Below are 18144 nucleotides of genomic sequence, written 5' to 3'. Positions count from 1 at the left end.
CATTTCCGATCAGTTTCTGACGGCCGATCAGCACGTCGCGCAAGGGATGAAGTAGGCGCGGCGGGCGAGGGCGCTTTGTCTTTGGGGCGGGGACGACAGCGATACTTTCGGTAGATCAGTTCTTGCGATTCATCAGCGTGCCGGCCGTGTTTGCGGCCTTCATCATTGCCTCGCAGATCTCGGCGGCACTGTCGCCGGTCTAGCGGCGTCGCCTCAGCGAACCACGAACGAGCCGAGCAGGGCGAGGACGGCGAGCGCCATCAGCGCGGTGCCGAGCCAGCCCAGCGCGATGAGCCATGACCGGGCCTTGAACGGGCCCATGATCGCTTCGCTCGAGACGATCAACATCATCATCGCCATGATCGGGACGGCGACGATGCCGTTGAGCACGGCGCTCCACACCAGCATGTGGATCGCGCTGATGCTGGTGAAGCCGAGGCCGAAGCCGATGATGGTTGCGGCGGCGATGATGGTGTAGAAGCCGACCGCCTTCTCGGGTCTTGCCTCCAGCGTGGCGCGCCAGCCGAAGACCTCGGCGACGCCGTAAGCCGCCGAGCCCGCCAGCACCGGGATCGCCAAAAGTCCCGTGCCGATGATGCCGAGCGCGAACAGCGCGAAAGTGAAATCGCCGGCAAGTGGCCGCAGCGCCTCGGCGGCCTCCGTCGCCGAATTGATGTTGGTGACGCCGTTGGCGTTCAGCACCGAGGCCGTGGTCAGGATGATGAAGAAGGCGATGCCGTTCGACAGCAGCATGCCGAGCGTGGTGTCGGCCTTGATGCGCGCGAGCTCGGGATCGCCGCCGCGCAGCGTCTCTTCGCGCAGCGGCCGGTTGCGCTTGCCCTGGTTCATCTCCTCGACCTCCTGCGAGGCCTGCCAGAAGAACAGGTAAGGGCTGATGGTGGTGCCGAGGACTGCGACCACCATCAGGAAATAATCGGCGTTGACGGTCGCTTTCGGCCACACCGCGGCGAGCAGCGCCGTGCTCCACGGAATCTTCACGGTGAAGGCGGTCGCGACATAGGCGAACAGCGTCAGCGTCAGGAATTTCAGCACCGGCGCGTAACGGCGATAGGGCAGGAACACCTGAAGGATGGTCGAGCCGGCCGCGAAGATCAGCGCATGCTCGTGGTTGAGCCCGCCGATGACGAGCGAGAGCGATTCCGCCATCGCTGCGATGTCGGCGGCGATGTTGAAGGTGTTCGCGGCGACCAGAAGCGCGACCAGCCCCAGCACCACCCAGCGCGGCGCGAGCACCATGACGTTGGCGGCGAGCCCCTTGCCGGTGACCCGGCCGATCTGCGCGCTCACCAATTGAATGGCGATCATGAACGGCGTCGTGAGGAAGACCGTCCAGAGCAGCCCGTAGCCGAATTGCGCACCGGCTTGCGAATAGGTGGCGATGCCCGACGGATCGTCGTCGGCAGCACCCGTGACAAGGCCGGGGCCCAGCCGTTGCAGCAGCGTCGGCGCCGACTTGGTCGGTGCGAAGGCGCCGCCGGTCTTCACGCCGTTCTTGCCGCCTTTGCGGGAGGGCCGGCGTTTCGATCGGTTGGACAGGGTTTTCTCTCCGGAATTTTCGAAGTCGGGGATCAAGTCCGATCATAGCCGGGAAGTTCCAGCGCCGGCCAGCGCCGCGACGCGAGCCTTGCGAGGTCAAGCACTGGACCCAGGCGCTCGGCGTGTCGCGGGAGCAGCTGCAAAAGTCCGTCGACAAGGTCGGCAATTCGGCGGCCGTCGTCCGCAAGGAGCTGGCGACGTAGCAGCGTTCCACGGAAGGGTTCGGGGTGCCGCCGACAGCGTCATCCGCGGACGGTACGTGCAGAACGAGACTTAACCGATCGCGCGCCGCTGAAACGCCGCGTGTTACTTGATGCTGACGAACATGCCCCAGGCGGCGGCCAGTGCCGCGCCGGTGAAGACGACCACCGGATTGTCGCAGAACGTGCTGCCATAGCTACACACGTTCGCGCCGAACTGGCCGAGCTCGTGATGGCTGGCGGAGTAGAACAGTCCCGACAGCACCAGCAATGCGGCGGCGACGTAATACATGGTCCGTCTCTCCTCGGCTGCCTCTGGTATCCTGGCCTCGCCCACCATCGCCATTCCGGCGGTTGATGGCTCAGCTTGGCGCAGAGAGATTTCATTCCGCCAAATCCGATTCGCTGAATTTTAGATAAAGTTTGATGTGTCGGGGCAAAGCACCGGCAACATGGCACCGTCGGGCTGTGCCGGTGCGATGCCGGATGCGCCTCTCAGGTTGAATTTGGCGTTCGTGCAAATCTGAAGTCGCTTGCGAGCGGCATGGCAAGGCGTAGGATTCGGGTGATTTGCAAAAAGGGAGGTACAGCATGCTGGCCGTCCTCATTTTCAAAGTGACCATTGTTGGATTGGGCGTCTTTTCGACAGTCCTCGCCTACAGGCTGATGAGCGCATGAAGCAAGAGACCGCTCGCTAGCGGCCTCTTTCACGTTTCACGTCCACGCAAGCCAAGCCGATGTCACGGGCTCGCTTCCGCGCGCCCGCATTGAAGCGGGTCAGCAGGGGTGTCCCTCATCTGCTTCGGCGCGTGTCAGGAATTGAAAGGGGCCGCCTCGCGGCGGCCCCTTGCCGGTTAAAATCGTTCTACGGGATGGAAATATCAGCCCCGGCAGGATCAGCTTAGGCCCTCCCGCCGTCCCCGGGAATACTCGGAAAACTACCGTATGGAGGGCTGACCTGGTTCTGGCCGTGGGCTCCGTCGCAACTTCAAGTTCAGGCATCAGCTGCCCGGCGGAGTATAGGACGTGCGCAGCTTGGCCGCGTTCTGCCGCACCTGCTTGATCTCGTCCTGCGTGAAGAGCCGCGTCAATTTCACGTTCTGAAGCGTGCCCGCCGTGACGGTCAAGCCGGAGATGGCCGGGGCCGCAGCCGGATCGGGCACGTCGAAAATCACCAGAACGCCGGGGCCATCGGCCGCGACGCTGTACATCGAGATCAGCCTTCCGCCGGCCGCCTCGATGAGTTTTCTCGCCGCTTCCTCGCGGTTGATCGTTGGCTTTTCAAGTATGGCGTTGAGAGCGCGTGGTGTGTATTGCCCGGTGAGACAAAAATGCATGGCGGTCCTCCTTCTGAGGTTCATTCACGTTCGCGCCGTTCCGAGTTGCTCGTCACGACGGCCGTATCTGAAAGATGGAGTACAATGCCCGCCGTGGGCACAAACGCCGCCACTGACTGACGAGACTTCGGCACACCTCGTTGGCGGCTCGGCCGGCACGATACATCAGACGGCGCGCGCGCAAAAGACGATTCCGGATTACGATGATCGACGCGATGGCAGCGAAGTACCGCCATGGAGCGATCGGCGGCGAGATTCTCCCGGTTGCGACAACGTCGTCGCCTTTCGACGCGGCGGACCACGCGAGGGTCAAAGCGCCGGGCCGAACAGGGCCACGCCGCCGGCATGGCGCGCAGAGATTTCATCTCGGCGAATCCGCTGCGTTGCATTTTGGATAGAGTTTGACCCGTCGGGCAAAACACCGGCACAATGGCATCATCGCGCATGTGTTGGTTCGGGCAGGCGGGGCGATGCTGGTTTGTCGTTCGATGTCGGCTGTTGCCCGTTAGCACGTATGAGCCGACTGTCGAGAGATGTCGGCTTTTGGACCCGAAGCAGACCTTTAGGCGATCCAGCCCATTGACCGAGAATGACTGGCTATGGTCAGACGAACCAACTGAGCAAGATAGCTAACTATGCCTCCGGCCTAAAGGCGCCACTTGTTTGGTATCGGTGCTGAGGCCGACCTCCCGCTTCGAAAGCACGAACGTCCGCTTGTAAGCTCGGCTCCGGAATTAACCACTAACTCCGATCCAATTTTAATAAGACAACAACACTGCTTGTTAGCGGAGGCCGCGCAAATCAACGTGCAGGTATTGCCGTTTTCCGAACGTCGGCGGGACCGGGAAACTGACTTCGTAACGTGCGATCGCAATCGCTGCGATCGTTCGATTGGAAGTTAAATTCTTATTCGGAGCATCTCGCCATGATCGAACGTCGTGCAATAAAGCGCATACCGATCAACCGGGCGGCGCAGCTGTCATTTAGCGAAATTAGTGGGCCTCATCCGTGCATGGTGCGCGATATCAGTGCCCTGGGGGCCTGCATCTCCGCGCCGTACTACATATTTGCCAGCGAATTTGTGCTGTCGTTCGACGGCCATTCCGGAATCTTCATCTGCCGCGTCGCGTGGAGGAAGGAGACGCTTTGCGGCGTATGCTTCCTCCTGCATCGCCGCTCGCCGAAATTGGCGAACGATTCGAGCAACCACACAAATGTGGTGCGACTTGATCACCAGATCGTGTGCTGCCGACGGCGTCCCTAGCTTAGAAGCGCCAGCATAACTGCTGGCGTGCGCTGACAAGGCGACCGAATTGGCCCGGCCACTTCTCGGGTATTGGCCCTGAGCCGCCACGACCCCACTGTCGGCAGACGTTGCCTTTGACCCAAGGCGCGGACCTTCGCAACAAATCCTGCTCGTCCGCCTCTAGGCTGTTTTCGGAAGCAATGGCCGGAAAAACGAGCGTTCATAGCGGACGAAGCAGCGCGTCTCCTTTGCGAAGGCTATTGCCTTCTGGACGTCTGGATCGGCGGCGGAGTCCTTGCGGTACTGTTCATAGGCCGCGAGGCTGGGGAAGCTGAACATCGCCAGGGCGACGTCGCTCGCGCCCTCCGACGGCAAGAAGTAGCCGTGATGGATGCCGCCGAACCGTGGCATGAGATCCAGCCACATTGCACCGTAAGCTTCGAACTCGGCGAGCTTGTCCGGACGGACCTCGTAACGCAGGTAACAGGTAATCATCCGGTGGTGCTCCGGTTAAAGTTGAACGGCGGCAGGGCCGGCGTCATCATAGCCACGAAACACGTTTGAAACAGTCCTGAAACCCGATTGTCCTGAACGCCGTCGCCGCTGGCTCCGACCAACGGAGCGAAAAGGAGACGGCCATGATCCAGGTCGGTTCGAAGGAAGAAATCGCGTTGCTGCTGGCGTTGTTCGGCACCCACACCCAGCCCGTCAAGGCCCCCAAGCCGAGATCGTCGCGCGGGTAGAGCATGCGCGGATTGTTCGCATGAACCCTGCTCTTGATCTCGGCTACCGCATTGTTGCGATCGCGGTGAGTGTCTATTGCGCCCGCCAGGTGTGGTATGGCCTCGTCGAGAGAAAAATCAGATTCGTCAATGATGATTGGCTGGACTGGTCGCGGTGGTCGAACCAGATATTTTACCGAGACACCATGCCGATCCGCTACTGGATGCAAATGGGCGGTTCGGCCTTCGGCGCGGTTCTATGCCTCGTGGGTGCGATCATCGGGTGGCAGCCGAACAGCTGAGCGCCCGCTGTGGAGGTATGGACTAGCGCGGACGTCTTGGTCGCTTGAGTTCGGCGACTTGAAACTTGTTGCCGGCGGACAGGCTGCTGCAAATCCAGTAGGCTCTATTTCGGTAGTCGCCCAGGAACACCTTGGTCTCGACGCAATCCACGTAGGATTTGTAGGTGAGGCTGTCTCTGCACGTTGGCGAGAAAGGTGCATTCGTTTGTCCGCCCCCCGACTCGCTACATCCAACCCACGGATCCTTGCCGTGTGGGAAGCTTGATTCACAGCCACCGTTGCAATTGCTGGCGACTTTCTCCAGCTTGGCAATCCTTCCCAATACTGAATCTGGCGCCGCCGATGGCGTGTGACCAGTTGGCGATGTCCGGCGCGATGCCCCCGTGTTTGCCACCTGCTTCGGCCGCTCCGGCCTTGCCACCTGCTTCGGCGCTTCGACCGTGACGGCGGGAAGCGGGGCGGCAGAACCTGTCGCGGTTTGCGACGCGGCCGGGCCGCACAGCAGAACAGTTGACAAGACAGCGACGGCTGAAGGCGCGACAACGCTTGACGACAATCTCATGACCATGTCCTCTCGGGGACGGGCGAGCCGTCCCAATGCGTAGACGTGACCGGCCATTATCAACTAGCTGAAATTTCCGGACTTGGCCACTGAGGGTTGAAAAGATTTCCGCCGACGACCGGCAGACCATCGCCCTGTGCGCCATTGCCGACTTGTCCCGCTTTCCATTTGCGCGACGTCTTGGCCGCACCTATGATCGCGGAGTCGCGCGACCCGGCGCGTGGAAAGGCTAGAGATCGCGGCCCCAACGCAAATGCAGACGAGGTCGCTCTGATCATCTTTCCGTTCGGCTTCTACATTCTGGACGGCAAGATGCCGGTCCATGTCGGCAACGATCTGGAGGCGCAGAACGCGGTGTGCGCCTGGGCGAAAGCCAACCCCGAACAGGTTCGGCTCGGCTTCGATGAGGTCGGAGCCATGAAGGTTTTGACTGTATTCCTGGGCTGGGATCGCAGCAGCTCCCCCAGCCGCATGGATCAGGCGCCGCTCTTGTTCGAGACGACGATCACAGGCCACCGCGAGGAGCTCCAGTTGCGCCGCCGCTACAGCGACTACGACGCCGCGCTCGCGGGTCACGCCGAGCTCGTTGCTCTCTCGAGACGCGGCCTGCGATGACCGAACCCGTTCGGACAAGCCGGGACTGCCAATCGCGCGTATCGTTGTCGGGTCCCGCTTGTTGCGGAGGTGGCTTTGGAAGATTTCGCGAACCGCATTGTCGGCCATTACGAGCGCCACGCGGTGTCATGGGATGCCGACCGCCGGGCCGCCGCCTGGACAGACAAACCGTTTATCGATCGCTTCCTCGGTTGTCTTCCACTGGGCGCAACGGTTCTCGATCTTGGCTGCGGGGGTGGCTCACCGGTTGCGCTGAACATGGTCGCCCGCGGTTTTCACGTCACCGGCGTGGACAGCTCGCCGACCCTCATTTCGCTTTGCCAAACCAGAATGCCGGATCAGGAATGGATCATCGGCGATATGCGATTGCTCGCCCTTGGCCGGCGGTTTCAAGGATTATTGGCCTGGGACAGCTTCTTCCATCTCCGGCACCAGGACCAGCGAACGATGTTCGACGTATTTGCCTTGCACGCGGCGCCGGCCGCAGCGCTGATGTTCAATGCCGGCCCTGGTCGTGGTGAGGCCGTCGGCTGTTATCGCGGCGATCCGCTGTACCATGCAAGCCTCGATGCCGCCGAATACGCGGCATTGTTGGCAAACTCGGGTTTCGATCTGATCGAGCATGCGATCAACGATCCCGCGCAGGGTGGCCGGATTTTCTGGTTGGCACGTAGGCGATGACTTCACTTTTGGCGGAGCGGACCGCGACGGCAGGCCTGGCCGACTTCAATTTCTGATGCTCGACCGACATCCGACTTGACACAAGGACAGCCCTCGATGTTGCCTCTTGCCGAGGGGAGGGGCTTTCAACACAAATGGATTGAGGATCGCAATGGCGGCTTACGTGATTTTTGACGTCGATATTCGTGACCCGAAACAGTACCAGGAATTCATGTCGGGCGTGAAGCCTGCCCTGGAAATGGCCGGAGCAAAATATCTGGCGCGGGGCGGAGCTCACAAGGTTCACGAAGGAGATTGGGAACCTCGAAGGATTGTCTTACTGGAATTCCCGTCAGTTGCGGCCTGGGAGTCGTTTTACAACGGCGCAACGTACCAGGGACTGAAAAGCATAAGAGACGCTTGCAGCTCCGCACGTTTGGTCAGTGTGGAGGGCCTCGGCTGACCGGCTCTTGAGAGCCGCACGTTTTGAAGTCTAGTCGTAAGGTCCGAAACGTTCATTGACCCGTCGGGCAAAACACGGGCATGATGGCATCATCGACAGAAGTTCGTAACACCCGCGCGGGATGCAATCGGCTGCGGGTTTTTTCGTCTCGATGTCCGGAATCGGACGGCGGTCGCGCATCCACCCTAGCTGTGCTGCGCATCGCCAAGGATCAGCAGTGCCAAAGGCGCGAGCGGGCCGATCGCTGTGGCGGCCCCAAAGCCACGTCTTCGATGACCTGTTGCGCTCGCGCGCCATGGCGCCCGCGAGCGGTATCGATCCAATCGAAACGATGACGAAAAGCCATTACGCCATTGGCTGTTATCTCCGCCGCCGTGGCAGATCGGAGCACGAGTGCGGCTCATGGTGCCGCCTCCGCAAAATGCGAAGCGTCTTGATTGGATGAGTATCTGGAAGCTGCGCCGGTCAGCGCACGCATGCGCGGCCTGCGCGTGCTCCAGCAGGACGCGTGGGACCTGCATGGTGCCGCGGTCGGTGTGCAACGCTTGTTCGCGGAAACGGTGGACGCTTATATCGAGCGGAAGCTGGCGGAGGAGCGAGCTGGTTCAGGCTCTGCTGCGATTGGCTCCCTGCGGAAAATGCGTTGACGATGTTCTCGTTATGTTCTATGTAGTGAATGCTCAACCTGTGAGCGAGCCGTGATGGGCGTCATTCAGGTCTCGAAACTTCCGAGGTGGCGATGAGTAGATCGTTTCTTGCTTTTGTCTTGCTGGAAACCCCCGCAACTCCTGACATGGTCGCGGTTGCTGCGGCGCTTCGCAGCCGGCACCCGCAGCTGGCGACGGAGATGGGAAACGGCGACGCGCCGGGTGTTCGCCAGAGCTCAAGTGCGTCGGTCATCCGCTGTGGCAACCAACTCATTGCGGTGATGTCGATGCCGACTCCCATTCCGCAGGACTCCGGCCTTTGGTCGCGCGCCGCTACCGCTTGGCCGGAAGCGAAGGCGGTCGCTGCGCGGCACCGAGGTCATTTGATGATCTCGGTACTTGGCCAAAACCAGCAATTGTTACCCACTGCTCGTCCAATGACTGCCGTTATCGGCGCGTTGATTGCAACCATGCCGCAATGCTGTGCCGTGGTCTGGGATGGCAAGGTCGCGCGATCTGCCGATCTCTGGATGCATCTGTCTACGCAATCCTATGCGCCGTTCCCTGAATATCCTTTCACGCTCTGGGTCGACATCCTGCCGTTCCGCATAGAGTCGGGCATCGGCGCCGTGACGATGGGACTGTCCGCTTTTGTCGGGCGTGAGATTGAGTTCGAGACCTCCAGGCGGACGCTTGCAACGCTGATCGAAAAGGTGGCCAGCCTTGCTGTCTATCTAATTGAGCACGGACGAGTGCTCAGAGACGGCGACACGTTTGGAGGTGATGTGCATGAGCGCATCGCTGTTCGTTACAAGAGCTCTGATCAGTTTAATGGTATGCCTGTGTTTCTCTGTACTGACAGCCCCGTCGTAATGGAGCACAGCTGACTGGCATTGCTCAGCGCGATAGCGCTCGAGGAAGATGAGTTGCTGGACACGCCAAGAGAGCGACAATTCATGGCTGCACCCTCTGTTGAGAAGCGCTTGCGGAAGCCAAAGGCAACAAAATTCTACCGCGTAGGGTTTGATTTCAGAATTCACACGGCGCCAGGGCTGCGGATGGAAAATATCGGAGACCGTACTCTGATGTCCCCGCCGGGCGGGCGAAGTTTTCCGCCGCTTTCCGAGCCGCCACGACTGGTGCTCGACCGGTCTCTCGGCCGGGCACCCGCCGATTGGGAGCTTTTTCACGACTTCTGGCTCGTATCCGATCGGATGAAAGGCGTTCTCGAAGCCGTAGATCGAGAGGGCGTGGCGTTCCTGAAGTGTGAATCCCGGTCTCTGGGTCGGAATGCCGCCCCGGATTACTGGCTTTGCGATGTCATTCGCGTCCTCGATGCCATCGACGAAGAAAAGTCGCTAGGCGAAATCTTGGACGATGGAACCGAAAACAGGCACTATAACGGTATGGGAAGGCTCAGCCTTGTCTTCAAAGAAGGGGTTGTTGGTTCGGCCCATATCTTCAGGCCGCGATTCTGGGGAAACATCATCTGCGATCAAACCGTGAAGGACGCCTGTCGGGCCGCCGGCATGAGGGGAATAGGCTTTCGAGATACCTCCAATTAGTGGTCGCACGTTGGTGCGGAAACTCACCACGTTGAGAGACGCAAAGCCTGCCTCGGTCGTTTTTCAATCCGAACACAAATAGTTCGCTATCGAAACCCTTTCCAAGAAGTCTGTACGAGAAGGCGCGCGCCGCAATCTCAGTTTGCGGCAGTGTAAAGTGTTGCCGTCATGACGTTGGCTTAAGACGCCGACGATGAAAACACTTGCTTGCCGAGCGGCGATGCCGGCTGACGCGGCTTCATGCCGCGCGCAAATCTAGAAGCCAGCTCCCATCGCTGGCCGTGCCACCAAACATCTCCAATAAAAAATCGCCGGCTGAGCTCACGATCAGCTCGGATGCCGGCGTGCGCCAGAAAGTAACGATCGCATGTTTCCGATTCATCATGTCTTGCCTCAAGTTCTTGCAAGTCACCCGGTTATTTATTTTCTAGCCAATCGGTTCAACATTGACGGGATTAGAAATCGTATGGCGCTGCCTGCTACGCAGGGGCTTGCCGACGATCTCAAGTCGAGCCCGCACACGGGAGGACATCTTGGATCGTACTTCGATGGGTTCTCCGGATATCTTGACGAGGTCAATCTCTCTGACGGATTCAGGGCAGGTTTGGCCGGCCGTCAATGGCAACTCGACGAGGTTGTTTCCGATCTGAACAAGCTTCTGGCCGCTGCCAAATACGCACAGGCGAATGGCCACCTGTTTCCCAACACGCCGACGGGAATGACACGTGAGCAGGCAAACGAGACGAACGAGAATTGGTTTAAGAATTGGAGAAAGTATGCGGAAGATAATGAAGATCAGATCCAGGAGATGCAGAACACGGTCGACCAGCTGAGCGCTTCTGGCCAATGGAACGGCGCTCTCCATTGGCCCATTCTTTCTCCGACCAGCGGGCTCAGCCTTGCTGACCGGATCGAAATCAGGAAGCGATATCTCGCAGGCTCTCCGATCTCCCTACAATTTACTGCTGTTGGACCGGTTCCCGCGCTTCCAGGTCTGGTACCATCCTTCGTCAACACGCAGCTGCCCGGCTTCACTCCCGTGTCGCCCGGCGATGTGAAACAGCCGGAAGGATTTACACCGAGCAATCCCTCTCTGACTTATGGACTGCGCGGATTTCCGGCGCTGGATCCGTATTGGCAACGGATCGGACAGCCACCTCCCAGTACTGCCGCTCCATCTCTGCCGCAGATTCCTCAGTTCCATTCGGAAACTAGCCACCAGATGTTTTTTTCCGACGGATCACCCATGATGGGACCGAACTCGTACGACATGCCTCGTGATCCGGCCGATCCGTCCCCTCTCTATGGAATGGTAACATTCGCAGCGGCGATGGCCGCGCCCGAGCTATTGGCGCTACCGCCCGCTTGGGCAGGGCTGTTGGGTGCTTTAGGCGTAGCAGGCACCACCGCAAGCTCAGCTGCTCATGCGGGATCAACGAAGAATTCTGGCAAGGGGGTTTTTGCCACAGGCGCCCCTCCCTACGATCCGTTCAACCCGGACGATACATCGGGCGCCAATAACGATGGCCAGCAGCTCGGGCGTCAGTCCGCCGCGCCTCAGGTCGCGAACAACCTGCGCGATCAAGAATCGACGCGCTCCGCCACTTTTGTCGATCGTTTTGGCGACTGGCCTGTCGCTTCGGCTGCCGCCACGCCTGCACAGCCATCGAATGCGTATGGAGCGCCGGTTGCTTCTGCTGCGGGAGTCGCTGCGCCGGAAGAGGTTCGGCGTCTCACTCGCGTGAACGCCTCGAACGCGGGCAGCGTGTTCGAATCGGGGAGTGCGCCGGTTCCGCATCTGCCTTCTCCCGAATTCAACGACCGATTTGGCAATTGGAGTATGCCGACCGGCGAAGAGCGGTCACCGCAGACGAGCAGGCCGATCGGCGCATTTGCTGATGATCCGGGTTACGTCGTCCCGCCGCCGATTTGGGGATTGGAGAATTCCGGCAATGCACGAAACGATGCCGAAGAATGGTTCTCGCGCTGGATCCGGCCGCTGCTTCGGCAAGATTGAAGGCGGGCCGCCGACTTCTGCGAACTCGGCTCGAGGCAGTTTGACACGTCGGGCAAAACACTGGCAGAATGGCATCATCAGAATTTGGATCAAGCCCGCGGTGATGCCGCGGGCTTTGTTCGTTTCGCTGGCTAAGATTGGCTTGCTATGCAATCGCAGGCGGCCCAAACCAAGTCACCAGCGTATCCGCCAATCCGTGCTGGCTGCCGTCGCCTACCCAGGCGACATACCCGTCGGGCCGCACTAGCACGGCTCCTGGTGCCATCACCGGTCCGGTCGCCGGAAGCTCCCACGGGCAGTCGTAGTGTGCGTCAACGCATGTGACCTGATCCGTCCAGGGCGCGATGTCGAAACGGCACGCCTCACCAAAGTTAAGCAGCACGGGTCGGGCGCGACGCAGCAACGTAAACAGTTTCCTGGGACGACCTTCGACCATCAAGTCGAGATCGGGCATGCGGCGCCCGAGCAGCGGATGCCCTTCGCCGAGATCGTAGTGAATGTCGAGCCCGCTCATCATCGCGCCAAAGCATTTGCGCGGCGCGTCCATGGCGAGCAGTTCGGATATGACGTCGCGCGCGGCTTTGAGGCCGTCGCTGGCGCGGCGGAGCAGGGCGATCTGCGCCATGGTGTTGCGTATGACGCGCGCTGCGACGGGATGCCGCTCGGCATGGTAGGTGTCGAGCAGGCTGTCCGGTGAAATGTTATTGACGACTTGCGCCAGCTTCCAGCCGAGATTGACGGCATCCTGCATGCCGGTGTTGAGGATTTGTCCGCCCGCGGAGTGATGGACGTGCGCGGCGTCGCCGGCGAGCAACACGCGCCCGCTCCGATAGGACGCGGCCTGACGGCTCACGTCGGTGAAACCTGAGATCCAGGTCGGGCTGTGGAGTCCATAATCGGTGCCGTACACGGCGATGAGCGCTTCGCTGAGATCGCGCAGCGTGGGTTCGCCGCCGCGGTCGAGAGTCCGTTCTGTCACGAGGACACGCACGCGACCATTTTTCGATTTGCTGAGGCCATGAAAGCCGAGCGCGTCGTGACGCAGGCCCCATGCGGGCTCCTCCGTCATCTCGACTTCGGCCATGAGATTGCTGAGCGTCGGATCGAAGCCGACGAAGTCGATGCTGGCCGCCTTGCGTACCAGGCTGCGGCCGCCGTCACAGCCGACGAGATATTTTGCCCGCAGCGTCCCGCCACCGGACAGTGCGACCTCAATGCCGATCTCATCCTGCGCGAAACCTGCGACCTCGCAGCCGCGATGGATCGGCACATTCAGCTCCTCGACCCAGCCGGCCAGGATGCGTTCGATGTGGTTCTGCCATAGCGCGAGCCCGTAATTGTGCCGGGTCGGGCAATCGCTGATGTCCAGCCTGGTCCAGGCGAAGCCTGCGAGCTGGGTGCCGGGTCGGGCAATCGCTGATGTCCAGCCTGGTCCAGGCGAAGCCTGCGAGCTGGGTGATTTGTCCTTTGGCGAGAAAGCGGTCCACGACGCCGCGCTGATCGAGGATCTCGAGGGTGCGCGCGTGCAACCCGCCGGCGCGCGCACCGACGATGTCCTGGCTCGCGCGCCGCTCGATGATCGCAACGTCGACATCGGCCAGCGCGAGCTCGGCCGCCAGCATCAGCCCGGTCGGACCGCCGCCGGCGATGATGACTGCATGGTCGGTGGCTGCCGCGCGTTTCGCGCTTGCTCGGCCGTGCGACCGCGACCTCGGAAGCAGTACAGGCATGTCGTGACCCCTCGACTTGTTGGTTGGGCCGGGGGTTCTACGCGATGGTCGGGGACTTGAAGCAAGCCCCTTGCGCACCACATATTGAGTTGGGAGGAAGGGTCTCCTCTCGCGCGTTCGCTGACGTTTGACTCGTCGGGCAAAACACCGGCAGAGTGACATCATCGAGACGAGTTTGGTTCAACCCGCACGGAGCAATCCGGAGCGGGTTTTTCGTTTCGATGCCGGATCGGACGGGGCCTGGCTGGAACCCGCGGCTGGTTACGCAGTTTCCTCAGCTGGAGGAACCATGATGAAAACAGCAACTGTTACTTTAGCGATCTTGTTGGCCTGCTCGACCGGCGACGCCTCGGCCCACAGCGCCAAGCGTCATCACCATGGCTGGTTCAATTCGATGAACATGATGCACGGCCCGGGACGGACCGCAGCGCGAACCGACCCGAACGGGACGGCAAGCGGTCCGACCAGCGTCAGCGGCACCGGCTCATCGAAGTTCGGCGGACAGATCCCGGGATCAAGCGGAGCGACGCGGCAGTAGCGTCCGCAAGAGCGCGCGGATCAAAACTGAAAGGGCGTGACCGATACCGAGAGTTTGCCATCCGCGGATTTCTGCACGGCAAACTCGATCTCTTTCGAAGCCTTCGTCTCACCCGAGGTCACCGAGGTCGCGCCGCTGCATTCAGGTTTGACACGTCGGGCAAAACACTGGCAGAGTGGCATCATCGAGACGAGTTTGGTTCAGCCCGCGCGGGACGCAGTCCGCGGCGGGCTTTTTTATTTGCAGCCCGCACACGCGAAGCGCGTTGGCGCCCCCTTTGCTGAACACAAGGTTTGACACGTCGGGCAAAACACTGGCAGAATGACATCATCGAGACGAGTTTGTCAGGCCCGCGCGAAGCAAATTCGCCGCGGGTTTTTTCGTCTCGATTTCAGAATCGGATGGCGGCCACGCATTGCGGCCACGCACTCGCAGATAGCCTTCATGGAGCGCCGAATGGCGCGCCGCCGTCCGAACTATTTTATTGGCCGAGCACGCGCGAACGTGCCGGCCCGCGGCGCGAGCCTTTCGCTTGCGCCGCCGCGGTCTCCGGACACACGGAGATAGGGTTCGCGCCCGAAACGATCGCGTCTCGTCTCGCGATCTGCCGCACTCTTGTTGTTATGGAGAAGCGATGACGGCGTATCTGATATCGCTCGCGACTGCGGGCCTGATCGCGATTGCCTTGTGGGAGATTTTCGCTTGAACGATGAACTCGAATGCGAGCCTGGCAACGCTCCGGTTCGCCTGCTTGCCGCCAGGAAGGCGTCGAAAGCGCGGACGCTCACCGAGATCCGATCGGTGGCGCGCAGCCATACCAGAACGGCGATCAACGTCCTCGTCGGCATCATGCGCAGCAATGATGCAACGCCGGCTGCCCGCGTCTCGGCCGCCAATGCCATCCTCGACCGCGGCTGGGGCAAGGCCGCGCAGCCGATCGAGAACGGCGAGGACGGCGCGCTGCAACTGATCCACCGGATCGAGCGCATCATCGTTCACCCGGAAAAGCTCGACAACCGGGATCCTGACGCGATCGCATGAGGAGGCGGATGCGATGTCCATCCTGAAAATTCCGACCGCCAAGATCTTCGAGCCGCTGCTGCAACCCGCCCGCTACAAGGGCGTTTTCGGCGGACGCGGCTCCGGAAAATCGCATTTCTTCGGCGAGCTCCTCGTCGAGACCTGCCAGGCCGAGCGCGGCACGCTTGCAGTCTGCATTCGCGAGGCGCAGCGGACGCTGGCGCAATCTTCCAAGCGGCTGATAGAGGGCAAGATCGCGAGCCTCGGTCTTGGCCACGGCTTCAAGCTCTTCAGCGATAAGATCGAGGCGCCCGGCGACGGATTGATCATCTTCCGCGGGCTTCAGGATCATACCGCCAACTCGATCAAGTCGCTGGAGGGGTTTCGCATCGCCTGGATCGACGAGGCGCAATCCTTGAGCGCGCGCAGCCTCGCGCTGCTGCGGCCGACGATCCGCGCCAAGGACTCCGAGCTGTGGGCGAGCTGGAATCCGCGCCGCAAGAGCGATGCGATTGACGATTTTCTGCGCGGGCGCAAGCCGGATGGCGCGGTCACCGTGAAGGCGAACTGGCGCGACAATCCCTGGTTTCCGGATGTGCTCGAGGAGGAGCGGCTGCTCGACCAAAAGCTCTATCCGGAGCGCTACGACCACATCTGGGAGGGCGAATATGCGCGCGCATTCGAAGGCGCCTATTTCGCCGCGCTGCTCTCGGAGGCGCGTGCGCAGGGACGGATCGGAAAAGTTGCCGCGGATCCGCTGCTGCCGCTGCGCGCGTTCATCGATATCGGCGGCGCGGGGGCCGCGGCGGATGCCTTCACGATCTGGATCGCCCAGTGGGTCGGAAGCGAAATTCGCGTTCTGGATTATTACGAGAGTGTCGGCCAGGTGCTGGCGTTTCACGTCAACTGGCTGCGCTCGCGCGGCTACGATAGCGCGATCCTGTACCTTCCGCATGACGGCATCGCTGCCAACAACATCACCGGCAAGCGCTATGAGGATCATTTGCGCGAGGCCGGTTTTACGGTCGAGCCTCCGGTGAAGAACCAGGGGCCGGGCGCGGCGATGATGCGGATCGAGGCGCTGCGGCGGCTTGGGCCGCAGCTCTGGTTCAACGAAGACGCGACCGAGCCCGGCCGCGAGGCGCTCGGCTTCTATCACGAGCGCAAGGACCAGACGCGCAACATCGGGTTCGGGCCCGAGCACGACTGGTCGAGCCACGCCGCCGACGCGCTGGGGCTGATGGCGATCTGCTACGAGCAGCCGGGCAGGACGGCCGCATTCAATCGGCCGATCCGGTATGCCGAGCAGGGCTGGGTATGAGCGAAGCAGGTTGCCGCGATGAAACTGGCACAGCATTGTTTCAGATACGACGGACAATCCGGTGTCGGCCAATAATTTCATTGCGGCCGGCTATCGGCTCTATGAACCCGATGTGCCCTGGGCCTGGTCGAATACGCTCTATTGGAGAAAGTGGCTCAAATAGGCGGGTTTCCCGCGACGCGGAACGTCACTTCCGCTGCGAATAATTTGCACGATCGAATAGGCCCGGCAGCTTGACGGCTGCCGGGCCCTTTTTGCGTTTTGAGAGAGAGTTGGATCGGGCACTTGCGCAACCGGCGCCGCCGGGCTTTAAATTTGATCTTGCAGGAAATTCGGCGACCACAAGCCGATGTAACGGAGCGCCAAAGATGTCCACCAAGCCTCAATTGCCGGAACGTCCGTCGCAGGCGATGGGAGGGCCGACCGCACTTGATGGTCTGCTGGTGGTCGATTTTACGCGGGTGGTGGCGGGTCCCGCCTGCACGCAGACGCTCGCCGATTTCGGTGCACGCGTCATCAAGATCGAAAATCCCGATGGTGGCGACGACACGCGCGCCTACGAGCATGCCGAGATCGGTGGTGAAAGCGCGGCCTATCTCAGCCTGAACCGCAACAAGCGCGGTATCGCGCTCGACCTTGCCGTGCCGGAGGCGCGCGGGATCGCGCTGGATCTGATCCGCAAAGCGGATGTGGTCGTCGAGAATTTTTCGAGCGGGGTCATGAAGAAGTTCGGCCTCGACTATGAGGCGGTCGCGCCGCTCAATCCGCGGCTGGTCTATTGCTCGATCTCGGCCTATGGACGTACCGGACCGTTTGCCTCGCGACCCGGTTTCGATCCCATCACGCAAGCGGAAAGCGGCTTCATGTCGCTCAACGGGTTTGCCGATGGGCCGGCGGTTCGTACCGGCCCGCCGATTGTCGACATGGCGACGGGGATGTCTGCCTGCAACGCCATCCTGCTGGCGCTATTGGCGCGGGATCGGCTCGGCCGCGGGCAGCATGTCGAGGTTGCCCTGTTCGACGTTGCCATGGGGATGACCGGCTTCTTCGGCATGGCCTATCTGATCAACGGCGAGAACCCTGGGCGGTTCGGCAATTCGCCGAGCGGGTCTCCCACCGTCGGTGTCTACGAGGCGTCCGATGGACCACTCTACATGGCCTGCGCCAACGACCGGCTCTATCGCCGGCTGGTGGTCGAGGTGTTGAACCGGCCCGATCTGATCACCGATCCGCAGTTCGCGTCGCGCAAAGCGCGCTCCGAGAACAAGGAACTCCTACGGGCAGCCATCGCGGAGGTCTTTGCAAGCGATACCCTCGAGAACTGGATGGCAAAGATGAAGCTGGCCAATATCCCGGTCGGTTATCTCCGCACCGTCGAAGAGGGGTTCAATGCGCCCGAAGCGCGCGAGCGCCATCGCTTGAGCCGGATCCCGCATCGAACGGCGGAATGGGTGCCAAATATCGAGACGCCGATCACCATGAGCTTGACCAGCGCAGTCGACCCTGTTGCCGCGCCGTTGTTGGGCGAGCACACCGAGGGTGTCATGCGTGAGACGCTTGGTTACGACGAGCGCCGGATTGCGTCGCTGGTCGAGAAAGGGGCGTTTGGGTTGCGAAAAACCACGGGGTTGGTCTGAGCAGA

20 protein-coding genes and 2 pseudogenes are annotated in these 18144 nt (G+C 61.2%); 16 read left to right on the top strand and 6 right to left on the bottom strand.

Going from position 1 to position 18144, the window contains the following annotated elements; all coding sequences use genetic code 11:
* Nucleotides 1-213: 213 nt before the first annotated feature.
* Nucleotides 214-1506: an NRAMP family divalent metal transporter gene (locus ABIB73_RS18870; protein WP_354226145.1), complete on the bottom strand. Its 1293-nt coding sequence runs from the start codon at nt 1504-1506 to the stop codon at nt 214-216.
* Nucleotides 1507-1598: 92 nt separating this feature from the next.
* On the opposite strand from ABIB73_RS18870, the gene ABIB73_RS18865 reads away from it, so the two are divergent.
* Complete coding sequence (locus ABIB73_RS18865; RefSeq protein WP_502918442.1) at nt 1599-1760, top strand: DUF3606 domain-containing protein; 162 nt, start codon at nt 1599-1601, stop codon at nt 1758-1760.
* Between the two features lie 103 nt (nt 1761-1863).
* Here ABIB73_RS18865 and ABIB73_RS18860 read toward each other — a convergent pair whose 3' ends face one another.
* The 3 genes from ABIB73_RS18860 to ABIB73_RS18850 all read right to left on the bottom strand — a co-directional run bounded on the left by ABIB73_RS18860 (nt 1864) and on the right by ABIB73_RS18850 (nt 3540).
* Nucleotides 1864-2049: a hypothetical protein gene (locus tag ABIB73_RS18860; RefSeq protein ID WP_354226143.1), complete on the bottom strand. Its 186-nt coding sequence runs from the start codon at nt 2047-2049 to the stop codon at nt 1864-1866.
* Nucleotides 2050-2758: 709 nt separating this feature from the next.
* The gene (locus ABIB73_RS18855; protein ID WP_354226141.1) at nt 2759-3094 is read right to left on the bottom strand and encodes a GYD domain-containing protein; all 336 of its coding nucleotides are present in this window, start codon (nt 3092-3094) and stop codon (nt 2759-2761) included.
* 20 nt (nt 3095-3114) lie between these two features.
* Nucleotides 3115-3540: a hypothetical protein gene (locus ABIB73_RS18850; RefSeq protein WP_354226139.1), complete on the bottom strand. Its 426-nt coding sequence runs from the start codon at nt 3538-3540 to the stop codon at nt 3115-3117.
* Nucleotides 3541-4019: 479 nt separating this feature from the next.
* On the opposite strand from ABIB73_RS18850, the gene ABIB73_RS18845 reads away from it, so the two are divergent.
* Nucleotides 4020-4358 (top strand): PilZ domain-containing protein, encoded by a 339-nt coding sequence (locus ABIB73_RS18845; protein WP_354226138.1) that lies wholly within the window; start codon nt 4020-4022, stop codon nt 4356-4358.
* A 162-nt stretch (nt 4359-4520) separates the two neighbouring features.
* Here ABIB73_RS18845 and ABIB73_RS18840 read toward each other — a convergent pair whose 3' ends face one another.
* A complete protein-coding gene (locus ABIB73_RS18840; protein ID WP_354226136.1) occupies nt 4521-4835 on the bottom strand; it encodes an NIPSNAP family protein in 315 nt (104 codons plus the stop codon).
* 268 nt (nt 4836-5103) lie between these two features.
* Between ABIB73_RS18840 and ABIB73_RS18835 the strand changes: the two genes are divergently transcribed.
* From ABIB73_RS18835 to ABIB73_RS18800, 8 genes are all read left to right on the top strand, one after another.
* On the top strand, nt 5104-5364 hold the full coding sequence (locus ABIB73_RS18835) for a hypothetical protein (RefSeq protein WP_354226134.1): 261 nt from the start codon (nt 5104-5106) through the stop codon (nt 5362-5364).
* 742 nt (nt 5365-6106) lie between these two features.
* Nucleotides 6107-6541 carry a hypothetical protein gene (locus ABIB73_RS18830; protein ID WP_354226132.1) on the top strand — a complete coding sequence of 145 codons (435 nt, stop codon included), beginning with the start codon at nt 6107-6109 and terminating at the stop codon, nt 6539-6541.
* A gap of 75 nt (nt 6542-6616) precedes the next feature.
* Nucleotides 6617-7222, top strand: a complete 606-nt coding sequence (locus ABIB73_RS18825; protein WP_354226130.1) for a class I SAM-dependent DNA methyltransferase — start codon at nt 6617-6619, stop codon at nt 7220-7222.
* Nucleotides 7223-7373: 151 nt separating this feature from the next.
* Nucleotides 7374-7664, top strand: coding sequence for a DUF1330 domain-containing protein (locus ABIB73_RS18820; protein WP_354226128.1), 291 nt, complete (start codon nt 7374-7376; stop codon nt 7662-7664).
* 437 nt (nt 7665-8101) lie between these two features.
* Complete coding sequence (locus ABIB73_RS18815) at nt 8102-8311, top strand: hypothetical protein (RefSeq protein ID WP_354226126.1); 210 nt, start codon at nt 8102-8104, stop codon at nt 8309-8311.
* Nucleotides 8312-8403: 92 nt separating this feature from the next.
* Complete coding sequence (locus ABIB73_RS18810; RefSeq protein ID WP_354226124.1) at nt 8404-9198, top strand: DUF4261 domain-containing protein; 795 nt, start codon at nt 8404-8406, stop codon at nt 9196-9198.
* A gap of 69 nt (nt 9199-9267) precedes the next feature.
* Entirely contained in the window at nt 9268-9876 is a 609-nt protein-coding gene (locus tag ABIB73_RS18805) for an imm11 family protein (protein ID WP_354226122.1), read from the top strand.
* Nucleotides 9877-10243: 367 nt separating this feature from the next.
* The gene (locus ABIB73_RS18800; RefSeq protein WP_354226120.1) at nt 10244-11893 is read left to right on the top strand and encodes a hypothetical protein; all 1650 of its coding nucleotides are present in this window, start codon (nt 10244-10246) and stop codon (nt 11891-11893) included.
* 145 nt (nt 11894-12038) lie between these two features.
* Here ABIB73_RS18800 and ABIB73_RS18795 read toward each other — a convergent pair.
* Nucleotides 12039-13623 (bottom strand): annotated as a pseudogene (locus tag ABIB73_RS18795) (FAD-dependent monooxygenase).
* A gap of 289 nt (nt 13624-13912) precedes the next feature.
* Between ABIB73_RS18795 and ABIB73_RS18790 the strand changes: the two are divergent.
* The 6 genes and pseudogenes from ABIB73_RS18790 (at nt 13913) to ABIB73_RS18765 (ending at nt 18139) form a co-directional block, all read left to right on the top strand.
* A complete protein-coding gene (locus ABIB73_RS18790; protein ID WP_354226118.1) occupies nt 13913-14161 on the top strand; it encodes a hypothetical protein in 249 nt (82 codons plus the stop codon).
* Nucleotides 14162-14197: 36 nt separating this feature from the next.
* The gene (locus tag ABIB73_RS18785; protein ID WP_354226116.1) at nt 14198-14458 is read left to right on the top strand and encodes a hypothetical protein; all 261 of its coding nucleotides are present in this window, start codon (nt 14198-14200) and stop codon (nt 14456-14458) included.
* A gap of 450 nt (nt 14459-14908) precedes the next feature.
* Nucleotides 14909-15202, top strand: a complete 294-nt coding sequence (locus ABIB73_RS18780; RefSeq protein WP_354226456.1) for a hypothetical protein — start codon at nt 14909-14911, stop codon at nt 15200-15202.
* A 13-nt stretch (nt 15203-15215) separates the two neighbouring features.
* A complete protein-coding gene (locus ABIB73_RS18775) occupies nt 15216-16502 on the top strand; it encodes a PBSX family phage terminase large subunit (RefSeq protein WP_354226114.1) in 1287 nt (428 codons plus the stop codon).
* Between the two features lie 25 nt (nt 16503-16527).
* Nucleotides 16528-16665, top strand: a pseudogene (locus ABIB73_RS18770) (GNAT family N-acetyltransferase); the annotation flags it as partial.
* A 205-nt stretch (nt 16666-16870) separates the two neighbouring features.
* Complete coding sequence (locus tag ABIB73_RS18765; RefSeq protein WP_354226112.1) at nt 16871-18139, top strand: CaiB/BaiF CoA transferase family protein; 1269 nt, start codon at nt 16871-16873, stop codon at nt 18137-18139.
* Nucleotides 18140-18144 lie beyond the last annotated feature (5 nt).

It is taken from the genome of Bradyrhizobium sp. F1.4.3 (assembly GCF_040548375.1).
Classification (GTDB): Bacteria; Pseudomonadota; Alphaproteobacteria; order Rhizobiales; family Xanthobacteraceae; genus Bradyrhizobium.
Note: the sequence above shows the minus strand (reverse complement) of the source record. Positions and strands in the feature narration are given on the sequence as shown.

Excerpts from the sequence above, each read along its gene's own strand:
- ABIB73_RS18835 (WP_354226134.1), top strand. The coding sequence starts at position 5,104 with ATGAACCCTGCTCTTGATCTCGGCTACCGCATTGTTGCGATCGCGGTG.
- ABIB73_RS18820 (WP_354226128.1), top strand. The coding sequence starts at position 7,374 with ATGGCGGCTTACGTGATTTTTGACGTCGATATTCGTGACCCGAAACAG.
- ABIB73_RS18850 (WP_354226139.1), bottom strand. The coding sequence starts at position 3,540 with ATGCGCGATGATGCCATTGTGCCGGTGTTTTGCCCGACGGGTCAAACT.
- ABIB73_RS18810 (WP_354226124.1), top strand. The coding sequence starts at position 8,404 with ATGAGTAGATCGTTTCTTGCTTTTGTCTTGCTGGAAACCCCCGCAACT.
- ABIB73_RS18805 (WP_354226122.1), top strand. The coding sequence starts at position 9,268 with ATGGCTGCACCCTCTGTTGAGAAGCGCTTGCGGAAGCCAAAGGCAACA.
- ABIB73_RS18775 (WP_354226114.1), top strand. The coding sequence starts at position 15,216 with ATGTCCATCCTGAAAATTCCGACCGCCAAGATCTTCGAGCCGCTGCTG.
- ABIB73_RS18855 (WP_354226141.1), bottom strand. The coding sequence starts at position 3,094 with ATGCATTTTTGTCTCACCGGGCAATACACACCACGCGCTCTCAACGCC.
- ABIB73_RS18765 (WP_354226112.1), top strand. The coding sequence starts at position 16,871 with ATGTCCACCAAGCCTCAATTGCCGGAACGTCCGTCGCAGGCGATGGGA.
- ABIB73_RS18860 (WP_354226143.1), bottom strand. The coding sequence starts at position 2,049 with ATGTATTACGTCGCCGCCGCATTGCTGGTGCTGTCGGGACTGTTCTAC.
- ABIB73_RS18800 (WP_354226120.1), top strand. The coding sequence starts at position 10,244 with ATGTTTCCGATTCATCATGTCTTGCCTCAAGTTCTTGCAAGTCACCCG.
- ABIB73_RS18840 (WP_354226136.1), bottom strand. The coding sequence starts at position 4,835 with ATGATTACCTGTTACCTGCGTTACGAGGTCCGTCCGGACAAGCTCGCC.
- ABIB73_RS18845 (WP_354226138.1), top strand. The coding sequence starts at position 4,020 with ATGATCGAACGTCGTGCAATAAAGCGCATACCGATCAACCGGGCGGCG.
- ABIB73_RS18790 (WP_354226118.1), top strand. The coding sequence starts at position 13,913 with ATGATGAAAACAGCAACTGTTACTTTAGCGATCTTGTTGGCCTGCTCG.